This window comes from Superficieibacter sp. HKU1 (genome assembly GCF_029319185.1).
Classification (GTDB): Bacteria; Pseudomonadota; Gammaproteobacteria; order Enterobacterales; family Enterobacteriaceae; genus Superficieibacter.
Genome location: NZ_CP119754.1, coordinates 3366589 through 3384966 on the forward strand (window position 1 = coordinate 3366589; position 18378 = coordinate 3384966).

Sequence of the window (18378 nt, forward strand, 5' to 3'; positions counted from 1 at the left end):
GATCCTGATTTTTCCGGTTCTGAGCGTCACAAGTTCCTGCTATCAGCCGTTAACGGGCTTCCAGTGCAGCACGTAAAAAGCCGCGATGTTCCTCAAGCCGGGCGCGGGCACTCGCGGCATCCAGGCCGGTCAGCACCATCAGGATGGCGGGTTTTACCTCGTGATCTGTCTGTTGTAACACCTGTTCCGCCTGGGCGCGTTCAACGCCGGTCGCTTCCATAAGCATTCGGCAGGCGCGATCAACCAGCTTGATGTTAGAAGCTTTCATATCCACCATCAGGTTCTGATACACCTTGCCAAACTTCACCATCGCACCGGTCGAGATCATATTCAGCACCATTTTCTGTGCTGTTCCGGATTTCAGTCGCGTGGAGCCGGTCAGCGCCTCCGGGCCAACAACCGGAGAAATCGCGATGGCAGCTTCACCGGCAATCGGCGAGGCAGGATTGCAGGAGATAGCAACGGTCGTGCAGCCAGTGGCGTTGGCATAGCGCAGACCGCCAATCACGTATGGCGTACGCCCGGAAGCGGCAATGCCAACGACCAAATCCTCAGCGCGCAAATTAAGCGCTTTCAGATCGTCTTCGCCGAGTTGCAGGCTATCTTCCGCGCCTTCTACCGCTTTTAACAGCGCACCGGGTCCACCCGCGATCAGCCCGACCACCAGACCGTGCGGCACGCCAAACGTCGGAGGACACTCGGAGGCATCCAGAACGCCCAGCCGACCGCTGGTACCCGCGCCCATATAGATAATGCGTCCCCCCGCCTGTAGTGCCGTTGCTGCCGCATCGACGGCTTTCGCCACCTCATCCAGCACGGCCGCCACCGCTGGCGCGACCTGCGCATCTTCCTGATTCAGTAAACTAACCATTTCACGCGTTGATACTCCGTCCAGCGCCATGGTCCGCGCGTTACGGGTTTCAGAAATCAGCGAGCCAAGATTCATTTTGTCCCTCCAGAATATTTAATTCATAATAACCTGACTATATTGGAATATAATATTCAGTCAGGCGAGCTTTTTTTCGTCAGAAATCTGTTTATCGCTGGAGAAATTATGAACTGCTTAAACCGTATTCGTCAGCGTTATCCGTCGCTGGCGCAGAGCGATAAAAAGCTGGCGGATTTTTTACTTTCGCATCCGGATGAAGCCCGGCATTTCAGCTCGCAGCAGCTTGCCCGGGAAGCGGGCGTCAGCCAGTCCAGCGTGGTGAAATTCGCCCAGAAACTGGGCTTTAAAGGTTTTCCGGCGCTCAAACTGGCGATTAGCGAAGCGCTGGTCAGTCAGCCCCTTCCCGCTTCAGTGCCGGTGCATAATCATATTCGTGCAGACGATCCCCTGCGCCTGGTGGGTGAAAAATTGATTGCCGAGAAACTTGCGGCGATGCACGCCTCGCTGGATATCAACAGCGAAGATAAACTTCTGGAGAGCGTGCAGATGCTGCGCGGCGCGCGACGGATAATCCTGACCGGCATCGGTGCCTCCGGTCTGGTGGCGCGAAATTTTGGCTGGAAGCTGATGAAAATTGGCCTGAATGCGCTTATTGAACTGGATATGCACGCCCTGCTGGCGGTGGTACAGGCGATGTCCTCCGACGATGTGCTGCTGGCGATTTCCTATACCGGTGAACGACGGGAAATTTGTCTGGCCGCTGAGGAAGCGCACCGGTTAGGCGCGAAAGTGTTTGCTATCACCGGCTTTACGCTCAATACGCTCCAGCAACGCGCGTCACACAGTCTTTATACCATTGCGGAAGAACAGGCCACCCGCAGCGCGGCCATCTCATCCACCAGCGCGCAGATGCTGCTCACCGATCTGCTGTTTATGGCGCTGGTACAGCAGGATCTGGAGCACGCACCGAATCGCATCCGTCAGAGCGAGGCGCTGGTGAAAAAACTGGTCTGAACAAAAGATCGGCGTATAATGCCCGCCCTGTTTGTGTTGCTTCTGAGAATTTCCTGATGGCGCTGTTAATTACCAAAAAATGCATTAATTGCGATATGTGCGAACCTGAATGTCCTAACGAGGCCATTTCAATGGGTGACAGCATTTACGTGATTAACAGCGAGCGCTGTACCGAATGCGTGGGACATTATGAGACGCCGACCTGCCAGAAAGTGTGCCCGATCCCTAATACCATCCTGAAAGATCCGGCACACGTCGAAAATGAAGAACAGCTGTGGGACAAGTTTGTGCTGATGCACCATGCGGATAAAATCTAGCGTTCGATGATCACCGTGGCGCAGGCGTAATGACGCTCATCCGCCAGCGTGACATGCGTTGACGTGACGCCCATCGTTTCTGCCAGACGCAGCGCCTCTCCCCACAATCGCAGGCGCGGTTTTCCCAGCTCGTCGTTGTACACTTCAAACTGATTAAACGCCAGACCGTTACGAATGCCGGTGCCGAAGGCTTTCGCCGCCGCCTCTTTGACGGCGAAACGCTTAGCGAGAAAGCGCACCGGCTGCTGGTGCGCTTCCCAGATGGCCCACTCGTTATCGCTGAGCACCCGTCGCGCCAGGCGATCGCCGCTGCGGGAGATCACCGCCTCAATGCGGGCAATCTCCACGATATCGGTGCCTAAGCCGAGGATCGCCATTAACGACGCGCGTCCTGCATCAGGCGTTTCATTTCCGCCACCGCCTCTTTCAGCCCGCTCATTACTGCCCGGCCTATAATCGCGTGCCCGATGTTCAGTTCATGCATTTCCGGCAGTGCGGCGATGGCCTGCACGTTATGATAGGTCAGCCCGTGACCGGCATTGACCTTCAGGCCCAGACTGGCGGCATAGGTCGCCGCGCGGGCGATACGCTCCAGTTCACGGGCCTGGTCAGCAGCATTTTCCGCATCGGCATAGCAGCCGGTATGAATTTCAATGTAAGGCGCACCAACGTCCGCCGCGGCTTTAATCTGCTCGTTGTCGGCATCAATAAACAGGGAGACCTGAATACCCGCGGCGGCAAGGCGCTGGCAGGCATCGCGCATTTTGTCGCGTTGCCCGGCAACGTCCAGCCCGCCTTCGGTGGTCACTTCCTGACGCTTCTCCGGCACCAGGCAGCAGAAATGGGGTCTGGTTTCGCAGGCAATGGTCAGCATCTCTTCGGTGACGGCCATTTCCAGATTCATGCGGGTGTCGAGCGTCTGACGCAGGATCTTAACGTCGCGATCGGTGATGTGGCGGCGATCTTCACGCAGATGAACGGTAATGCCGTCCGCCCCCGCCTGTTCGGCAATAAACGCCGCCTGTACCGGATCCGGATACGCCGTACCGCGCGCATTACGTAGCGTGGCAATATGATCAATGTTGACGCCTAACAGTAAATCAGCCATGACAATCCTCAATAGTCTTCCAGTCAGAAATTTTTAAGCCGCTAGCGCTTCGGCATAAACTGGCGAAACAGCTCCCGGCTCTTTAATGGTTTACCACCAAGATACGGCTTGAGCGCTATGCGGGTAAAGCGTTTCGCGGCGCGCAGGGTGTCAGCATCAGGAAATTCCCGGCTGGCCAGCGCCCTGAGATGGTGGCCGGTAAAGGTATTGTTATCAATGACCACGCTGGCAATAAAGCCTTTTTCTTCACGGTAGCGATAGGTCATGGTCTCTTCCACCGGCTCACCGCTCCCGGCGCATTGCAGGAAGTCAAGGCCGTAGCCAAGATGACCGAGCAGCGCCAGCTCAAATCGCCGTAGCGCAGGCTCAGGGGAATCGGTGGCCCCCGCCAGCGCCTGAAGGCAGTGCAGGTAATCAAAGAAGAGTTCAGAGAAGCGCGTCTCATGTTCCAGCACGCGTGCAAGCAGTTCGTTAACGTACAGGCCGCTGTAAAGGGTGATTCCGCTTAAGGGGAGCGCCAGAGAGACGGCTTCGGCGCTACGCAGGGTTTTGACTTCACCGCGTCCACCAAAGCGTACCAGCAACGGCGTAAAAGGCTGGAGAGCGCCTTTGAGGTTAGAACGTTTAGCCCGCGCGCCTTTGGCTACAAGGCGCACGCGTCCCGACTCTTCCGTGAAGACGTCCAGCATCAGGCTGGTTTCGCTCCACGGCCGACTATGCAGGACGAATGCGCGCTGCCAGCCTTCCATCAGGTTGAGCTCTTACAGGTCGTCAACGTAGCCGAGACTGCGCAGCGCGCGCTCGTCGTCAGCCCAGCCGGATTTCACTTTCACCCACAGTTCAAGATGGACTTTAGCCTCGAACATCTCTTCCATGTCTTTACGCGCTTCGATTCCAATGGTTTTGATTTTGGCCCCTTTGTTGCCAATGACCATTTTCTTCTGTCCTTCGCGCTCAACAAGGATCAGACCGTTGATGTCGTAGCCGCCACGCTCGTTGGTGATAAAACGCTCTATCTCTACCGTCACCGAATAAGGCAGCTCGGCGCCGAGGAAACGCATCAGTTTTTCACGGATGATTTCGGAGGCCATAAAACGCTGCGAGCGGTCGGTGATGTAATCTTCCGGGAAGTGGTGAATGGCTTCCGGCAGGTGCTTGCGCACGATCCCGGCAACGGTATCGACGTTCATTCCGGTTTCTGCGGACATCGGGACGATATCAAGGAAGTTCATCTGGCTTGCCAGGAACTGCAGGTGGGGCAACAGATCGGCCTTTTCCTGCACGTTATCGACTTTGTTCACCGCGAGGATCACCGGCGCTTTACCGTCACGCAGCTTGTTGAGGACCATTTCGTCGTCCGGCGTCCAGCGCGTGCCTTCAACCACGAAAATGACCAGCTCAACGTCACCGATCGAACTGCTGGCCGCTTTGTTCATCAGGCGGTTGATGGCGCGTTTTTCTTCCATATGCAGGCCTGGGGTATCGACGTAAATTGCCTGATACGGGCCTTCAGTATGGATACCGACAATGCGGTGACGGGTGGTTTGCGCCTTGCGGGAGGTGATCGAAATCTTCTGCCCCAGCAGGTTGTTCAACAGGGTCGATTTACCAACGTTAGGACGTCCTACGATGGCAACAAACCCACAATAACTTTTTTCTTCGCTCATTCCAGCTCCAGTTTTTTCAGCGCCTGTTCGGCGGCAGCCTGCTCCGCCTTACGACGGCTGGAACCTGTGCCTACCACCGGTTCACTCAGGCCGCTGACCTGGCAGTGGATAGTAAATTCCTGATCGTGGGCTTCGCCCCGTACCTGCACTACCAGATATGACGGCAGCGGCAGGTGGCGGCCCTGTAAATATTCCTGTAAACGCGTTTTCGGATCTTTTTGCTTATCGCCAGGACTGATTTCGTCCAGACGCGTCTGATACCAGCTCAGGATCAATTTCTCGACGTTCTGAATATCGCTGTCGAGGAAAACCCCGCCGATTAATGCTTCGACCGTGTCGGCGAGAATAGATTCCCGACGAAAACCGCCGCTTTTCAGTTCACCCGGCCCCAGACGCAAACATTCGCCCAGTTCAAATTCGCGGGCGATTTCCGCCAGCGTATTACCGCGCACCAGCGTCGCGCGCATACGGCTCATATCGCCTTCATCCACGCGCGGAAAACGGTGATAAAGCGCATTAGCAATAACGTAACTTAAAATAGAGTCGCCAAGAAATTCGAGACGCTCGTTATGTTTACTACTGGCGCTACGATGCGTTAACGCCTGCTGCAACAATTCCTGATGATGGAAAGTGTAGCCCAGCTTCCGTTGAAGCCGATTAATTACGATGGGGTTCATGCGATACCAATAAATGAATGCGTCAACAATTCAGCACACGAAATCGACCTGAGGAGGGAATCAACGCGTTTTCGTGTGCTGTCGCCCCCTTGCGGGAGACAACCTGAAACTTCGGGGGAATATTCTATACACAACGACAAGGGATGTCGTTAGTTTGAAGGATTTATATATTAAATAATTCACCTTGCCACAAAAAATAATGGCAAGGTGAACCTGAAGAACGTTTTAATGGATCCCGCCAATGCGACTTAAGCGCACGCCGGTCGGCCATTCGCCTTCCTGTTTCTCAAAACTCATCCAGATAGCCGTTGCCCGACCGACCAGATTCGCTTCCGGTACAAAACCCCAGTAACGGCTGTCCGCGCTGTTATCGCGGTTGTCGCCCATCATGAAATAATGTCCTGGCGGTACGATCCAGGTTGCGAGCTGCTGGCCCTGCTGCTTGTAATAGACGCCAAGCTGGTCCTGAGCAATAGGCACGGTCAATATGTTATGCGTCACGTCGCCCAGCGTTTCTTTACGCTGCGCCAGGCGAATGCCGTTTTCCTTCGACTCGTTTTGCGGCACCTGGAAGAAGCCGCTGGTCGCTTCGCCACCGTTACGGCGAGCAAAGGTCTGCACAAAATCACTCGGCTCCACGTCAGAGTAAGTCACCGGCAGCGCGCTACCGCAGGCCTGACCGGAACTGCAACCAGGCTGGATGGTGACCTGCTTGGCTACCGGATCGTAAGTCACTTTGTCTCCCGGCAGGCCCACGGCACGCTTGATGTAGTCAAGGCTGGGATCTTCCGGATATTTAAACACTACCACGTCACCGCGCTTCGGATGGCCGGTTTCAATAAGCGTTTTCTGGTAGATCGGATCTTTAATGCCGTAAGCAAACTTTTCCACCAGAATAAAATCACCGATCAGCAGCGTCGGCATCATTGAACCCGATGGGATCTGGAACGGTTCATAGATAAATGAACGGACGATCAGCACAATCGCCAGGACCGGAAATATGGATGCCCCGGTTTCCAGCCAGCCCGGTTTCGGACCGACTTTTTTCAGCGTTTTTTTATCCAGTGAATCGCCCGCAGCCACCTGTGCCGCGGCCTGACGTTCCCGACGTTTAGGGGCAAAGATAAATTTATCGATGCACCACAAAATGCCCGTCACCAGTGTGGCAATCACCAGAATCAGGGCAAATTTATTCGCCATGCCAACTCCTTAAGAATTATTTACCGTCTTTACCGACATGCAGAATGGCGAGGAAGGCTTCCTGCGGCAGCTCAACGTTACCGACCTGCTTCATTCGCTTCTTACCTTCTTTCTGCTTCTGAAGCAGTTTTTTCTTACGGCTGATATCGCCACCATAACATTTTGCCAGCACGTTTTTACGTAGCTGTTTTACCGTCGAGCGGGCAATGATATGGGTGCCAATCGCCGCCTGAATCGCGATATCAAACTGCTGGCGCGGGATCAGCTCTTTCATTTTCTCGACCAGCTCGCGACCACGGTACGGGGCGTTGTCGCTGTGGGTGATCAGCGCCAGGGCGTCAACACGTTCGCCGTTAATCAGCACGTCCACGCGCACCATCCGCGAAGCCTGGAAGCGTTTGAAATTGTAATCCAGCGAGGCGTAACCACGGGAGGTCGATTTCAGACGGTCGAAGAAGTCGAGCACCACTTCCGCCATTGGAATTTCATAGGTCAGCGCCACCTGATTACCGTGGTAGACCATGTTGGTCTGCACGCCGCGTTTCTCCACGCACAGGGTCATGACGTTGCCCAGATATTCCTGCGGCATCAGCATATGGCATTCGGCAATCGGCTCGCGCAGTTCAAAGATGTTATTGACCGGCGGCAGCTTGGAAGGGCTATCGACGTAAATGACGTCTTTTGACGTGGTTTCAACTTCGTAAACCACGGTCGGCGCGGTGGTGATCAAATCGAGGTCGTATTCACGCTCCAGACGCTCCTGAATGATCTCCATGTGCAGCAGGCCAAGGAAGCCGCAGCGGAAGCCGAAGCCCAGCGCCGAGGAACTTTCCGGCTCGTAGAACAGGGAGGCATCGTTAAGGCTCAGCTTGCCCAGCGCGTCGCGGAAGTTTTCATAGTCGTCAGAGCTGACCGGGAACAGACCCGCGTAAACCTGCGGCTTCACTTTTTTGAAGCCCGGCAGCGCTTTTTCCGCTGGATTACGTGCCAGCGTCAGGGTATCGCCCACCGGCGCGCCCAGGATGTCTTTAATTGCGCAGACCAGCCAGCCCACTTCACCGCACTGCAGTTCGGTGCGATCGACCTGCTTCGGGGTGAAGATCCCGAGACGGTCGGCGTTATACGTCTGGCCGGTGCTCATGACTTTAATTTTGTCGCCTTTACGCAGGGTGCCGTTTTTCACGCGCACCAGGGAGACAACACCAAGGTAGTTATCAAACCAGGAGTCGATGATCAGCGCCTGCAGCGGACCGTCGGGATCGCCCTGAGGCGCGGGGATGTCGCGCACCAGACGCTCAAGAACGTCCTGCACGCCGATGCCGGTTTTCGCCGAGCAGCGTACCGCGTCGGTGGCATCGATGCCGACGATGTCTTCAATTTCTTCCGCCACGCGATCCGGATCGGCAGCAGGAAGGTCAATTTTGTTGAGGACCGGCACCACTTCCAGATCCATTTCCAGTGCGGTGTAGCAGTTTGCCAGCGTTTGCGCTTCAACGCCCTGCCCGGCGTCCACAACCAGCAGCGCCCCTTCGCAGGCGGCCAGCGAACGGGAAACTTCATACGAGAAGTCAACGTGTCCGGGAGTGTCGATAAAGTTCAGCTGATAAGTTTCGCCATCAGCCGCTTTAAAATCGAGCGTGACGCTTTGCGCTTTGATTGTAATGCCGCGCTCGCGCTCCAGATCCATGGAATCCAGTACCTGAGCTGCCATTTCACGGTCGGACAGGCCGCCGCAAATCTGGATAATACGGTCAGACAGCGTCGACTTACCGTGGTCAATGTGAGCAATGATCGAAAAGTTACGTATATTCTTCATATATGGAGATTATTTTGCCTTACGGATACCAGGAGGCCACGATGCTGAGCCTGACGTTTTTTAGTCTGAAACGCCGCATTCTACACTACAACATGAACGCGAGGAAATGCTCATCCTGTACCAGGAGAGAGGAAGGGTGTTACTCGGCGATACGCAGTTCGTCCGGGGGAAGGCCGACGCTCAGGATCACCGGCTGCCACGCTTCGCGCGTTGCCAGATTTGCCGAGAAGCCACGGGCGATTAAGAAACCACCGACGCCACCCAGAATGGCCCCACACAGCGCCGCCGCGTCACTGGAAAACAGGACCTGAAAAACGGAGGCGACAATAAACAATCCCACCAGCGGCGACATGTAGACCAGCAGCGCCGAACTCAACAGGCTGGCTTCGGCAATACCAAGTTCGACCTTTTGACCGGCGATCAGCGGCTGCGCGCTGGGCACGGTAATCGTGTGGCTAGTCTGCGGGCCGAGTTTGTTCAGCACGCGACTGCCGCAGCCTGCGCGAGAGGCGCAGCTACTACAGGAGGATTTAACATCGCAGTTGACCTGCGCCAGACCGTTTTGCCAGGAGACAACGGTCGCCCACTCTTTAATCATTGGACGGCCCTGAACTTAACGCTGTCAGCGATGCGCTTCGCGGTTTGCGGAGGCAGCTCACCGACAATGGTGATTTCGGTGTTATCCCGCAGCGTGGTGCTGACGGTACGTCGCCCGGTACGCAGTATTTGATCGCTGCTGGAAGGCGTGGCGCGGCTCACATTGACGGAGAAACTGAACAGGCCGTCCGAATAGAGGCGCGATTCGATGGGCACATCGACCGTCGGCAGCGAACGGCGGCTGCTGGAAACCTCACTAAACCCTTGCGGCAGCCAGGACGGATTCCAGTTAAACGTGACTTTATCGCCCGCCGGTACCGAGAGCAGCGGCGGAAGATTGGCCTTCGCCAGATTCTGCATATTGCTGGCAACGGTATCGTTCATGTTGAATGCGATAACGCGGAACTGCTCCAGCGTCTCGCCATCACGATCCAGCAGGTCGACCCGCATCGGCAGTTTGGTTTCTGAATCGAGCCAGACAATATAGCTATACCGGGTGCCATCACGCGCCACGACGCGGATCACTTCGCACAGACGATCCGCGATGCGCGTCCTGCCGACGGAGATGAAATCATACCAGGGCGAGAGACGTTTAAAATTGGTGTAGACCAGCGACGGCAGTGAATCAACGATATAGTCGCCATTGAGCGTGAAGGGATCGAGACCCGGCTCAAAATAGCTGATCTCGTTACCGCGCTGCACCACTTCGCGGCGCGGGCCGTCCATCTGCAAAAGCTGGGCCAGCGTCTGATTGTCCAGCCGCGCGTGGCGATAACGCAGGGATTCGACGCCTTGTTTATTGATGCTGATGAAAGACAGCTCGTAATTGAGTGACTGGCTGGCCAGGTTCATCTGCTGCAACAACGCCCCGGACGAAACATCAGCCGAGGCGTTTACAGAGAAAAACAGGCTACCAGCCACAAGTGACATGGCACACCAAAGTTGCTTCATTACTGCGATTGCGTTCCTAAAGTCTGGTTACCCGGCACCTGGACTGCGGCCTGCTGCGTTTGTGCCTGTTCAAACTGAAGCTGTTCAGAATGCAGACGACGCTGAAGTTCATAATCCTGCAACATCGCGTTAATGCGACGACGCTGCTCCTGAACCTGCTGCTGCTGACCACCGCTGGCGGCAACGGATGAATCTGCCGGCACGCCCAGGCTTACCGGACTCGCTTTACCCATCATAGGCAAGGTATTAAAGACCGGCGTTTCAGGCTGCTGGGTTGATTCACCCTGCTCATTATAGTGCTGGACACCAACGATAACTGCAAGCGATACGCATGCGGCCACGCCCATTTGCGTCAGCTGGCTGGCCCACGGGCGGACTTTGTGCCAGAACGGCATTTTCTGCCACTGGTGCGGCGCAGGCTGCGCTTCCGGGATGAGGGACGCAGGTTCATTCTCAATGGCGGCCATCACGCGGGAAGAGATATCGAAATGGAGGACATCACTCGTCTCGCCTCGCAGCGAATCACGAATGAGATGGTAACTCTCCCAGGTTTTTTGCATTTCTGGAGAGCGAGAGAGCTCGTTGAGCAGCTCGTTATCCAGCATTTCACCATCCATTAAAGCGGAAAGTTTTTCTTTCTGCATGCCTAATACCCTTTCAGTATCCCGCTATCGTCAACGCCTGATAAGCGGTTGAACTTTATTATCAATAGCTTCCCGAGCACGGAAGATGCGCGAACGCACTGTACCTACCGGACAATCCATGATGACGGCTATCTCTTCATAGCTCAGGCCATCCAGCTCACGCAGGGTGATAGCCATGCGTAAATCTTCCGGAAGCATCTCTATGGTTCGAAAAACGATCTGTCTCAGTTCTTCTGACAACATTAAGTTCTCAGGGTTCGAAATTTCTTTCAGCGCGCCGCCACTTTCGAAGTTTTCCGCTTCGCTGGCGTCCACATCGCTGGACGGCGGACGACGCCCCTGAGCAACCAGGTAATTTTTGGCCGTATTGACCGCAATGCGGTACAGCCAGGTATAAAAAGCACTATCTCCCCGGAATGAATCCAGCGCGCGATAGGCCTTGATAAACGATTCCTGCACAACATCAGGCACGTCGCCTGAAGGTACATAGCGGGAGACAAGACTTGCTACCTTATGCTGATAGCGCACCACCAGCAGGTTAAAAGCTTTTTGATCTCCCTTCTGGACCCGTTCAACCAGCATTTGGTCCGTTAACTGCTCGCTCATCCGAGGTAATGTCTCCTCAAACCCTATATCCACGCGTAATCGAAACGCCACTCTATACACTGCAATATGAGCAAGCAGAAGGTTAGAGTGTCAGTTGTATGTAAAGTTCCGTTACGCCATTGTTTTAGTGAATGTCCACCGACCGTTCGTTATCACTCATTATAAGTCTGTTAGACGCGTACTACGCCCTTTCCGTGAGCAAATGCGGTAGCACGCCTGCAGAGTAGCGTAACACAGTCACGATTTCATCATAAAATCCGTAACCAACGATCTGCTTCGCAAAATATTTTCCTGAGTTAATCTTACTGCCTTTGTAGTCTTCCTGTTTAGCCATTACAACAAAACGTAAAAAAATAGTGCTAATGCTGTGAACACGGTGCTATGCTCGGGCAACACTGTTTAGTAAATTAAACAAAAACCATGAACACGACGCCAGATTATTGCTGTGATGTATTGATTATTGGCAGCGGAGCCGCGGGGTTATCGCTGGCATTGCGCCTCGCAGAGGACCGCTCAGTAGTGGTCTTAAGTAAAGGTCCAGTGAACGAAGGCTCGACGCTGTATGCCCAGGGAGGCATCGCCGCCGTTTTTGACGAGATGGATAGCATTGAGTCACACGTTGAAGATACCCTGATTGCAGGCGCGGGACTGTGCGAGCGAGACGCGGTTTCCTTTGTCGCCAGTAATGCGAAGCACTGCGTACAGTGGCTTATCGATCAGGGTGTGCTTTTCGATACTCAGGTTCAGCCCAACGGTGAAGCGAGCTATCATTTGACCCGTGAGGGCGGTCACAGCCACCGTCGGATCCTCCACGCCGCCGATGCGACCGGTAAAGCCGTTGAAACAACGCTGGTGGGAAAAGCGCTGGCGCATCCCAATATTCGACTCCTTGAACGCAGCAATGCGGTCGATCTTATCGTTTCCGATAAGATTGGCCTTCCCGGCCCTCGTCGCGTGATGGGGGCGTGGATCTGGAATCGTAATCAGGAGCAGGTGGAGAACTGCCGGGCCGCAGCGGTGGTGCTGGCCACGGGCGGCGCATCGAAAGTGTATCAATATACCACTAATCCGGATATTGCCTCCGGCGACGGCATTGCGATGGCGTGGCGCGCCGGTTGCCGGGTTGCCAATCTCGAATTTAATCAGTTTCACCCCACCGCGCTGTTTCACCCACAGGCGCGTAACTTCCTGCTGACGGAAGCGTTGCGCGGTGAGGGCGCATTTTTAAAACGCCCGGACGGTTCGCGCTTTATGCCTGATGTTGACGAGCGCGGCGAACTGGCCCCGCGAGATATCGTTGCGCGGGCTATCGACCATGAGATGAAGCGCCTGGGCGTGGAGTGTCTTTATCTTGATATTAGCCATAAGCCAGAAGCCTTTATTCGTCAGCACTTTCCGATGATTTATGAAAAGCTGCTGGGACTCGGCATTGATCTGACAAAGGAACCCGTACCGATTGTGCCCGCCGCACACTATACCTGCGGCGGCGTGATGGTCGACGAAGCGGGCCGCACTGACGTAGACGGGCTGTATGCCATTGGCGAAGTGAGCTACACCGGCCTGCATGGCGCTAACCGAATGGCGTCTAATTCTCTTCTGGAGTGTCTGGTTTATGGCTGGTCCGCCGCTGAGGATATTAAAGCACGGCTATCGACCATCGGGCAGAATGATCTCCTTCCCGCGTGGGACGAAAGCCGGGTCGATAATGCCGATGAACGTGTGGTGATCCAGCATAACTGGCACGAGCTGCGGCTGCTGATGTGGGATTATGTTGGGATTGTACGCACCACCCGTCGGCTGGAGCGTGCGCTGCGGCGGATCACGATGTTGCAACAGGAAATTGACGAGTATTACGCTCATTTCCGCGTCTCCAACAACTTACTGGAGCTGCGTAACCTCGTGCAGGTTGCTGAGCTGATTGTGCGCTGCGCGATGATGCGTAAAGAGAGCCGGGGTCTGCATTATACTCTGGATTACCCTGAGCAGTTGCCGGACGCCGGTCCCTCTATTTTAATCCCGCCACATTACATAAACAGATAAAACATCCGGGTCAGGGCAGTATAGCTTTCTGAATACTGCTGCTCTGGCCCACGGATCGCCAGCCGGTCGCTGTAGCACTCTCCGGCCTGCGGTGAAAATGCCAGCAGGACACGGTGCGGTAGCCGGGTCTCAGTTTCAGCGATGTCGGTCCGCAAGCGTAAATGCCAGCCGCCAGACTCCGCCAGTTGCGTAAACGCCATTCCGACATCGACCGGGAGCACAACGCAGAAAAAGCCCTCTTCAGTGATACATTCCGCAGCGCAGGCCAGTAATCCCGCATGGTCGAGTGATGTGGTATAGCGAGCCTGCTCACGCTGCTCGCTGCGGCACTCAACCCCTTTTTCGAAATAAGGCGGGTTGCTGATGATTAACTGATAACGTTTGTGTTGCCGGGACGTCCACTGCTGAATGTCAGCCGTATGCACGGTAATGCGCGCGGCCCAGGGGGTCTGACGAATATTTTCCTGCGCCTGCAACGCCGCCTGCTCATCAAGCTCGACGGCATCGATAATCACATCATCCGCAGTACGCTGAGCCAGCATTAACGCCAGCAGCCCGCTTCCTGTGCCAATATCCAGAATACGCTGTACCTGAGCAACGGGTGCCCACGCACCGAGTAAAATACCGTCGGTGCCGACTTTCATGGCGCAGCGATCGTGGGCGACAAAAAATTGTTTAAATGTGAATCCATTCCGGCGCAATACGGATTTAGACTGAGACATCGTAAGCACTCTTCCTGATATCATCTTAATAGCTTAAGGTTATGCACAATACCGGAGAACAGATAGCCGCACAAACAGATGAACATTGCGGCCTTAACGTCTATAATCAGCGCCCCACACTGAGGTAGAACATGACTGTAACGACTTTTTCCGAACTCGAACTTGACGATAGCCTGCTGGATGCACTCCAGGAGAAAGGCTTCACGCGCCCGACCGCCATTCAGGCTGCCGCAATTCCGCCTGCGCTGGAGGGCCGTGATGTCCTCGGTTGTGCACCGACAGGCACCGGTAAAACGGCGGCATTTTTGCTGCCGGCGTTGCAGCACCTGATCGACTTCCCGCGTAAAAAATCTGGCCCGCCGCGTATCCTGATCCTTACGCCAACGCGTGAACTGGCGATGCAGGTTGCGGACCATGCCCGTGAACTGGCAAAAAATACGCATCTGGATATCGCCACGATTACCGGCGGCGTGGCGTATATGAATCACGCGGAAGTTTTCAGTGAGAATCAGGATATCGTGGTTGCCACCACCGGTCGCCTGATGCAGTACATTAAAGAAGAGAATTTTGACTGCCGTGCGGTCGAGACGCTGATCCTTGATGAAGCCGACCGCATGCTGGATATGGGCTTTGCCCAGGATATTGAGCATATTGCTGGTGAAACCCGCTGGCGTAAACAAACGCTGCTGTTCTCCGCTACGCTCGAAGGCGATGAGGCAATCAAAGATTTTGCCGAGCGTTTGCTGGAAGATCCGGTAGAAGTTTCAGCCACCCCGTCCACCCGCGAGCGTAAAAAGATCCATCAGTGGTATTACCGCGCTGATGATGTTGAGCATAAAACTGCCCTGCTGGTTCACCTGCTGAAGCAGCCTGAGGCCACGCGCTCTATCGTCTTCGTGCGTAAACGCGAGCGAGTGCATGAACTGGCAAACTGGCTGCGTTCCGCGGGCATCAATAACTGTTATCTCGAAGGCGAGATGGTGCAGATTAAACGTAACGAAGCCATCAAGCGTCTGACCGATGGCCGGGTCAACGTGCTGGTTGCTACCGATGTCGCCGCTCGCGGGATCGACATTCCTGACGTCAGCCACGTCTTTAACTTTGATATGCCGCGCAGCGGCGATGCCTACCTGCACCGTATTGGCCGTACCGGCCGCGCCGGGCGTAAAGGGACGGCCATTTCGCTGGTCGAAGCGCACGATCATTTGCTACTCGGTAAAGCGAGTCGCTATATCGATGAGCCACTGAAAGCCCGTGTGATTGATGAGCTGCGTCCGACGACCCGTGCGCCGAGTGAAAAATCGACCGGTAAACCGTCGAAAAAAGTGCTGGCTAAACGTGCAGAGAAGAAAGAGAAAGAAAAAGAGAAGCCGCGCGTGAAAAAACGTCACCGCGATACCAAAAACATCGGTAAGCGACGCAAGCCGAGTGCTGAGGCCGCGCCGCAGACAGAATCTTCAGAGAAATAAAAAAACGCCGGGCTAAGCCCGGCGTTTTTTTATCTGCCGCTAAAAATCAGAGGCTTTCGGTAAAGGTACGCGCGATAACGTCGCGTTGCTGTTCCGGCGTTAGCGAGTTAAAACGCACCGCATAGCCAGACACACGGATGGTCAGCTGCGGATATTTTTCCGGATGCTCAACGGCATCGAGCAGCGTTTCACGGCGCAGCACGTTAACGTTCAGGTGCTGACCTCCCTCAACGCGAACTTCCGGCTGCACATCCAGCGGCACTTCGCGGTATTCAATTTCACCCAGTTTTGTTACCGGAACGATATCATCTTCAGCAAATCCCGCTTTTGCACATACGCAGCGCGCTTCGCCTTTTTCGTTATCCAGCAACCAGAATGAGTTCAGCAGGTCGTCGTTAGCAGCTTTTGTAATCTGGATACCTGTAATCATGTGATGCCTCCTTGGGCTACATTTCATTTTCTGGTTGGCCAGTTCTGGCCAATTGGTAAAACCATTGTTGCTTGAGTGTATATATAACAGTCAAGCCACCCGCATTCTTTGATTTAAATCAACAAAAACCACACATCAAAAATGGTCATAATGGATATTATTGTTTTATATCAATTTTTACCGTGCGTGCATTCAAAAAAATTTCGTAATTTTTAAACTTTTTTTGTGCCTACTAACCGTGAGAGCGGCAGCGGATTTTGTGATGGACACAGAAGCAGTTAAGCTATCTCTATCACCCTTTGCAGGAGAGCAAAATGACCACGTCCTTAACCTGGCATGACGTACTGGCGGAAGAGAAAGAGCAGCCTTACTTTGTTAACACACTCAAGACGGTTGCCGCTGAACGTCAGGCGGGGACCACGATTTATCCGCCGCAAAAAGATGTCTTTAACGCCTTCCGTTTTACGGAGCTTAGTGAGGTTAAAGTGGTAATTTTAGGCCAGGATCCGTATCACGGCCCGGGTCAGGCGCACGGATTGTCTTTTTCGGTCCGGCCAGGCATCGCCATCCCGCCCTCGTTATTGAATATGTATAAAGAACTTGAGGCGACGATTCCGGGATTTACGCGACCTGCGCATGGCTATCTGGAAAGCTGGGCCCGGCAGGGTGTTTTGTTGCTCAATACGGTGCTGACGGTGCGGGCGGGTCAGGCCCATTCTCATGCCAGCCTTGGCTGGGAGACCTTCACCGATAAGGTAATCAGTATTATTAACGAGCACCGTAAAGGGGTCGTATTTTTACTCTGGGGATCGCATGCGCAGAAGAAAAGCGCGCTGATTGACGGCAAGCGTCATCATATTTTGAGGGCGCCGCACCCTTCTCCCCTTTCAGCACACCGCGGCTTTTTTGGCAGTAATCATTTCGTACTGGCAAATCAGTGGCTGGAGCAGCATGGCGAGAAGCCGATTGACTGGATGCCGGTGCTCCCTGCCGAATCAGAATAAAAAAAGTCCGGCCTGTATGCACAGTGCCGGACTTTTTAGTTCAGTGGCGCGATCAGATTTTATTCTGTCGCCACCATTCCGCGAGCATCACGCCCGCTGCCACCGAAACGTTCAGGCTTTCAACGTTGCCTGTGCCGTCAATGGCGATGTTCATATCCGCCACCTCATGCGCGGCATCAGAGACGCCGTCGCGCTCCTGACCGACCACCAGCACCATTTTCCGCGGCAGTTCAGCGTCAAACAGCGGCGTCCCGGTATTGCCACAGGTGGCAACAATGGTGTAACCCGCCTGACGAAACGCTTCAAGCGCCGCGATCACGCTGTCGCCAGTAATAGGCTGGACGTGTTCCGCACCGCCTTCCGCCGTACGGATCGCAGCCCCAGACTCCAGCACGGCAGCATCATGTACTACCACGCCTTTGATACCAAAGTGGGCACAGCTACGCACGATAGCGCCGAGGTTATGCGGATTAGCGATATCTTCCATCGCCAGTACGCAATCGGTCTCACCGGCCTGCGCAACCCACTGCTTCACTGACGTACCGTTACGTTTTTTGATCAGGAAGCAAACGCCGCCGTGGTGATCGGTACCGGACGCTTTAGCCAGTTCTTCATCATCCACCACGTGATATGCCTTGCGGTTCGCCGCCATCCAACGCAACGCCTCTTTAAAACGCGGCGTAACGCTCTGGATAAACCACGCACGTACGATGGAATCCGGACGGCTCTGGAACAGGGCCTGACAGGCATTTTCCCCGTAAACGCGGGTCTCTTCGGCACGCTGACGGCGCAGCACTTCCGGATCGATAAAGCTCTTACCGCTGATGCCGCCGTGATCGGGTTTTACCGGGGTATCATCAGTCGGTGCACGGGAAACCGTACGCCACGGTGAGGAGGAATCACGATCGCGATCGCGGTTGCGATCCTGTGAGCCTCGATCCTCGCGGGAAGGACGACGACCACCTTCGGCACGGGACGATCCCGGACGGCCACCGCCTTTTCCGGTTCGTGGATTGTAAGTACGCTTATCCGAGTCGTCGTCGCTACGGACGTACATTACTTTTACCTTGCCGCTTTTATTCTTAATTTCGTCGTTGTCGTTCATGCTTTCCTCCACCAGCGCTGCGCGAAGCGCGCAGATTACCTGATGTACACTCGCTTCGCCATGTTTTCGTTCAAAAGCCTGTGTCTATTGTACTCATCGAATAAAACACGTTGTTGTTTAAA

General features: G+C 54.7%; 20 protein-coding genes and 1 pseudogene. 5 read left to right on the forward strand and 16 right to left on the reverse strand.

From position 1 onward, the window contains the following. Positions 1 to 49 precede the first annotated feature (49 nt). The gene (gene murQ, locus P0H77_RS15980; protein ID WP_276158097.1) at positions 50 to 946 is read right to left on the reverse strand and encodes an N-acetylmuramic acid 6-phosphate etherase; all 897 of its coding nucleotides are present in this window, start codon (positions 944 to 946) and stop codon (positions 50 to 52) included. A 108-nt stretch (positions 947 to 1054) separates the two neighbouring features. On the opposite strand from murQ, the gene P0H77_RS15985 reads away from it, so the two are divergent. Together P0H77_RS15985 and P0H77_RS15990 are read left to right on the forward strand one after the other, a co-directional pair. Beyond that, positions 1055 to 1903 carry a MurR/RpiR family transcriptional regulator gene (locus P0H77_RS15985; RefSeq protein WP_276158099.1) on the forward strand — a complete coding sequence of 283 codons (849 nt, stop codon included), beginning with the start codon at positions 1055 to 1057 and terminating at the stop codon, positions 1901 to 1903. 56 nt (positions 1904 to 1959) lie between these two features. Next, on the forward strand, positions 1960 to 2220 hold the full coding sequence (locus P0H77_RS15990; protein ID WP_276158101.1) for a YfhL family 4Fe-4S dicluster ferredoxin: 261 nt from the start codon (positions 1960 to 1962) through the stop codon (positions 2218 to 2220). Here the strand turns inward: P0H77_RS15990 and acpS are convergent. The 12 genes and pseudogenes from acpS to P0H77_RS16050 all read right to left on the reverse strand — a co-directional run. Beyond that, positions 2217 to 2597 (reverse strand): holo-ACP synthase, encoded by a 381-nt coding sequence (acpS, locus tag P0H77_RS15995; protein ID WP_276158103.1) that lies wholly within the window; start codon positions 2595 to 2597, stop codon positions 2217 to 2219. The two genes, P0H77_RS15990 and acpS, sit on opposite strands and share 4 nt — an antisense overlap. After that, positions 2597 to 3328 carry a pyridoxine 5'-phosphate synthase gene (gene pdxJ / locus P0H77_RS16000; RefSeq protein ID WP_276158105.1) on the reverse strand — a complete coding sequence of 244 codons (732 nt, stop codon included), beginning with the start codon at positions 3326 to 3328 and terminating at the stop codon, positions 2597 to 2599. The genes acpS and pdxJ overlap by 1 nt, the downstream gene beginning before the upstream one ends. A 41-nt stretch (positions 3329 to 3369) precedes the next feature. Then, positions 3370 to 4077: a DNA repair protein RecO gene (gene recO, locus P0H77_RS16005; protein WP_276158106.1), complete on the reverse strand. Its 708-nt coding sequence runs from the start codon at positions 4075 to 4077 to the stop codon at positions 3370 to 3372. A 12-nt stretch (positions 4078 to 4089) separates the two neighbouring features. Next, positions 4090 to 4995, reverse strand: coding sequence for a GTPase Era (gene era, locus P0H77_RS16010; protein ID WP_103677656.1), 906 nt, complete (start codon positions 4993 to 4995; stop codon positions 4090 to 4092). Beyond that, complete coding sequence (gene rnc / locus P0H77_RS16015; protein WP_103677655.1) at positions 4992 to 5672, reverse strand: ribonuclease III; 681 nt, start codon at positions 5670 to 5672, stop codon at positions 4992 to 4994. The genes era and rnc overlap by 4 nt, the downstream gene beginning before the upstream one ends. 225 nt (positions 5673 to 5897) lie before the next feature. Continuing rightward, entirely contained in the window at positions 5898 to 6872 is a 975-nt protein-coding gene (gene lepB / locus P0H77_RS16020) for a signal peptidase I (protein ID WP_276158109.1), read from the reverse strand. 16 nt (positions 6873 to 6888) lie between these two features. Further along, entirely contained in the window at positions 6889 to 8688 is a 1800-nt protein-coding gene (gene lepA, locus P0H77_RS16025) for a translation elongation factor 4 (RefSeq protein WP_276158111.1), read from the reverse strand. A gap of 139 nt (positions 8689 to 8827) precedes the next feature. Then, entirely contained in the window at positions 8828 to 9286 is a 459-nt protein-coding gene (rseC, locus tag P0H77_RS16030) for a SoxR-reducing system protein RseC (RefSeq protein ID WP_276158113.1), read from the reverse strand. Then, a complete protein-coding gene (rseB, locus tag P0H77_RS16035; RefSeq protein ID WP_276158115.1) occupies positions 9283 to 10236 on the reverse strand; it encodes a sigma-E factor regulatory protein RseB in 954 nt (317 codons plus the stop codon). The genes rseC and rseB overlap by 4 nt, the downstream gene beginning before the upstream one ends. Then, positions 10236 to 10880, reverse strand: coding sequence for an anti-sigma-E factor RseA (gene rseA, locus P0H77_RS16040; protein WP_276158116.1), 645 nt, complete (start codon positions 10878 to 10880; stop codon positions 10236 to 10238). Before rseA ends, rseB begins: the two co-directional genes overlap by 1 nt. 30 nt (positions 10881 to 10910) lie before the next feature. Continuing rightward, on the reverse strand, positions 10911 to 11486 hold the full coding sequence (rpoE, locus tag P0H77_RS16045; RefSeq protein ID WP_276158118.1) for an RNA polymerase sigma factor RpoE: 576 nt from the start codon (positions 11484 to 11486) through the stop codon (positions 10911 to 10913). Between the two features lie 23 nt (positions 11487 to 11509). Continuing rightward, positions 11510 to 11566 (reverse strand): annotated as a pseudogene (locus P0H77_RS16050) (hypothetical protein); the annotation flags it as partial. Between the two features lie 340 nt (positions 11567 to 11906). Here P0H77_RS16050 and nadB point away from each other — a divergent pair. Continuing rightward, positions 11907 to 13526, forward strand: coding sequence for an L-aspartate oxidase (gene nadB, locus P0H77_RS16055; RefSeq protein WP_276158120.1), 1620 nt, complete (start codon positions 11907 to 11909; stop codon positions 13524 to 13526). Here nadB and P0H77_RS16060 read toward each other — a convergent pair. After that, the gene (locus tag P0H77_RS16060; protein WP_276158122.1) at positions 13511 to 14248 is read right to left on the reverse strand and encodes a tRNA1(Val) (adenine(37)-N6)-methyltransferase; all 738 of its coding nucleotides are present in this window, start codon (positions 14246 to 14248) and stop codon (positions 13511 to 13513) included. The two genes, nadB and P0H77_RS16060, sit on opposite strands and share 16 nt — an antisense overlap. Positions 14249 to 14379: 131 nt before the next feature. Between P0H77_RS16060 and srmB the strand changes: the two genes are divergently transcribed. After that, positions 14380 to 15717, forward strand: coding sequence for an ATP-dependent RNA helicase SrmB (gene srmB, locus P0H77_RS16065; protein ID WP_276158124.1), 1338 nt, complete (start codon positions 14380 to 14382; stop codon positions 15715 to 15717). A gap of 46 nt (positions 15718 to 15763) precedes the next feature. On the opposite strand, the gene grcA is transcribed toward srmB, so the two are convergent. After that, positions 15764 to 16147: an autonomous glycyl radical cofactor GrcA gene (grcA, locus tag P0H77_RS16070; RefSeq protein WP_276158126.1), complete on the reverse strand. Its 384-nt coding sequence runs from the start codon at positions 16145 to 16147 to the stop codon at positions 15764 to 15766. Between the two features lie 314 nt (positions 16148 to 16461). Here grcA and ung point away from each other — a divergent pair, with 314 nt between their 5' ends. Continuing rightward, positions 16462 to 17151 carry a uracil-DNA glycosylase gene (gene ung / locus P0H77_RS16075; RefSeq protein WP_276158127.1) on the forward strand — a complete coding sequence of 230 codons (690 nt, stop codon included), beginning with the start codon at positions 16462 to 16464 and terminating at the stop codon, positions 17149 to 17151. A gap of 52 nt (positions 17152 to 17203) precedes the next feature. Here ung and P0H77_RS16080 read toward each other — a convergent pair whose 3' ends face one another. Beyond that, positions 17204 to 18256, reverse strand: a complete 1053-nt coding sequence (locus tag P0H77_RS16080; RefSeq protein ID WP_176917703.1) for a tRNA/rRNA methyltransferase — start codon at positions 18254 to 18256, stop codon at positions 17204 to 17206. Positions 18257 to 18378 lie beyond the last annotated feature (122 nt).

What these genes read in the sequence shown, in the direction of transcription:
- recO (WP_276158106.1), bottom strand. Translation starts at nt 4,077, where the DNA reads ATGGAAGGCTGGCAGCGCGCATTCGTCCTGCATAGTCGGCCGTGGAGC.
- rseA (WP_276158116.1), bottom strand. Translation starts at nt 10,880, where the DNA reads ATGCAGAAAGAAAAACTTTCCGCTTTAATGGATGGTGAAATGCTGGAT.
- rseB (WP_276158115.1), bottom strand. Translation starts at nt 10,236, where the DNA reads ATGAAGCAACTTTGGTGTGCCATGTCACTTGTGGCTGGTAGCCTGTTT.
- P0H77_RS16080 (WP_176917703.1), bottom strand. Translation starts at nt 18,256, where the DNA reads ATGAACGACAACGACGAAATTAAGAATAAAAGCGGCAAGGTAAAAGTA.
- grcA (WP_276158126.1), bottom strand. Translation starts at nt 16,147, where the DNA reads ATGATTACAGGTATCCAGATTACAAAAGCTGCTAACGACGACCTGCTG.
- pdxJ (WP_276158105.1), bottom strand. Translation starts at nt 3,328, where the DNA reads ATGGCTGATTTACTGTTAGGCGTCAACATTGATCATATTGCCACGCTA.
- rseC (WP_276158113.1), bottom strand. Translation starts at nt 9,286, where the DNA reads ATGATTAAAGAGTGGGCGACCGTTGTCTCCTGGCAAAACGGTCTGGCG.
- lepA (WP_276158111.1), bottom strand. Translation starts at nt 8,688, where the DNA reads ATGAAGAATATACGTAACTTTTCGATCATTGCTCACATTGACCACGGT.
- P0H77_RS16060 (WP_276158122.1), bottom strand. Translation starts at nt 14,248, where the DNA reads ATGTCTCAGTCTAAATCCGTATTGCGCCGGAATGGATTCACATTTAAA.
- era (WP_103677656.1), bottom strand. Translation starts at nt 4,995, where the DNA reads ATGAGCGAAGAAAAAAGTTATTGTGGGTTTGTTGCCATCGTAGGACGT.
- acpS (WP_276158103.1), bottom strand. Translation starts at nt 2,597, where the DNA reads ATGGCGATCCTCGGCTTAGGCACCGATATCGTGGAGATTGCCCGCATT.
- P0H77_RS15985 (WP_276158099.1), top strand. Translation starts at nt 1,055, where the DNA reads ATGAACTGCTTAAACCGTATTCGTCAGCGTTATCCGTCGCTGGCGCAG.
- P0H77_RS15990 (WP_276158101.1), top strand. Translation starts at nt 1,960, where the DNA reads ATGGCGCTGTTAATTACCAAAAAATGCATTAATTGCGATATGTGCGAA.
- lepB (WP_276158109.1), bottom strand. Translation starts at nt 6,872, where the DNA reads ATGGCGAATAAATTTGCCCTGATTCTGGTGATTGCCACACTGGTGACG.
- ung (WP_276158127.1), top strand. Translation starts at nt 16,462, where the DNA reads ATGACCACGTCCTTAACCTGGCATGACGTACTGGCGGAAGAGAAAGAG.
- srmB (WP_276158124.1), top strand. Translation starts at nt 14,380, where the DNA reads ATGACTGTAACGACTTTTTCCGAACTCGAACTTGACGATAGCCTGCTG.
- rnc (WP_103677655.1), bottom strand. Translation starts at nt 5,672, where the DNA reads ATGAACCCCATCGTAATTAATCGGCTTCAACGGAAGCTGGGCTACACT.
- nadB (WP_276158120.1), top strand. Translation starts at nt 11,907, where the DNA reads ATGAACACGACGCCAGATTATTGCTGTGATGTATTGATTATTGGCAGC.
- murQ (WP_276158097.1), bottom strand. Translation starts at nt 946, where the DNA reads ATGAATCTTGGCTCGCTGATTTCTGAAACCCGTAACGCGCGGACCATG.
- rpoE (WP_276158118.1), bottom strand. Translation starts at nt 11,486, where the DNA reads ATGAGCGAGCAGTTAACGGACCAAATGCTGGTTGAACGGGTCCAGAAG.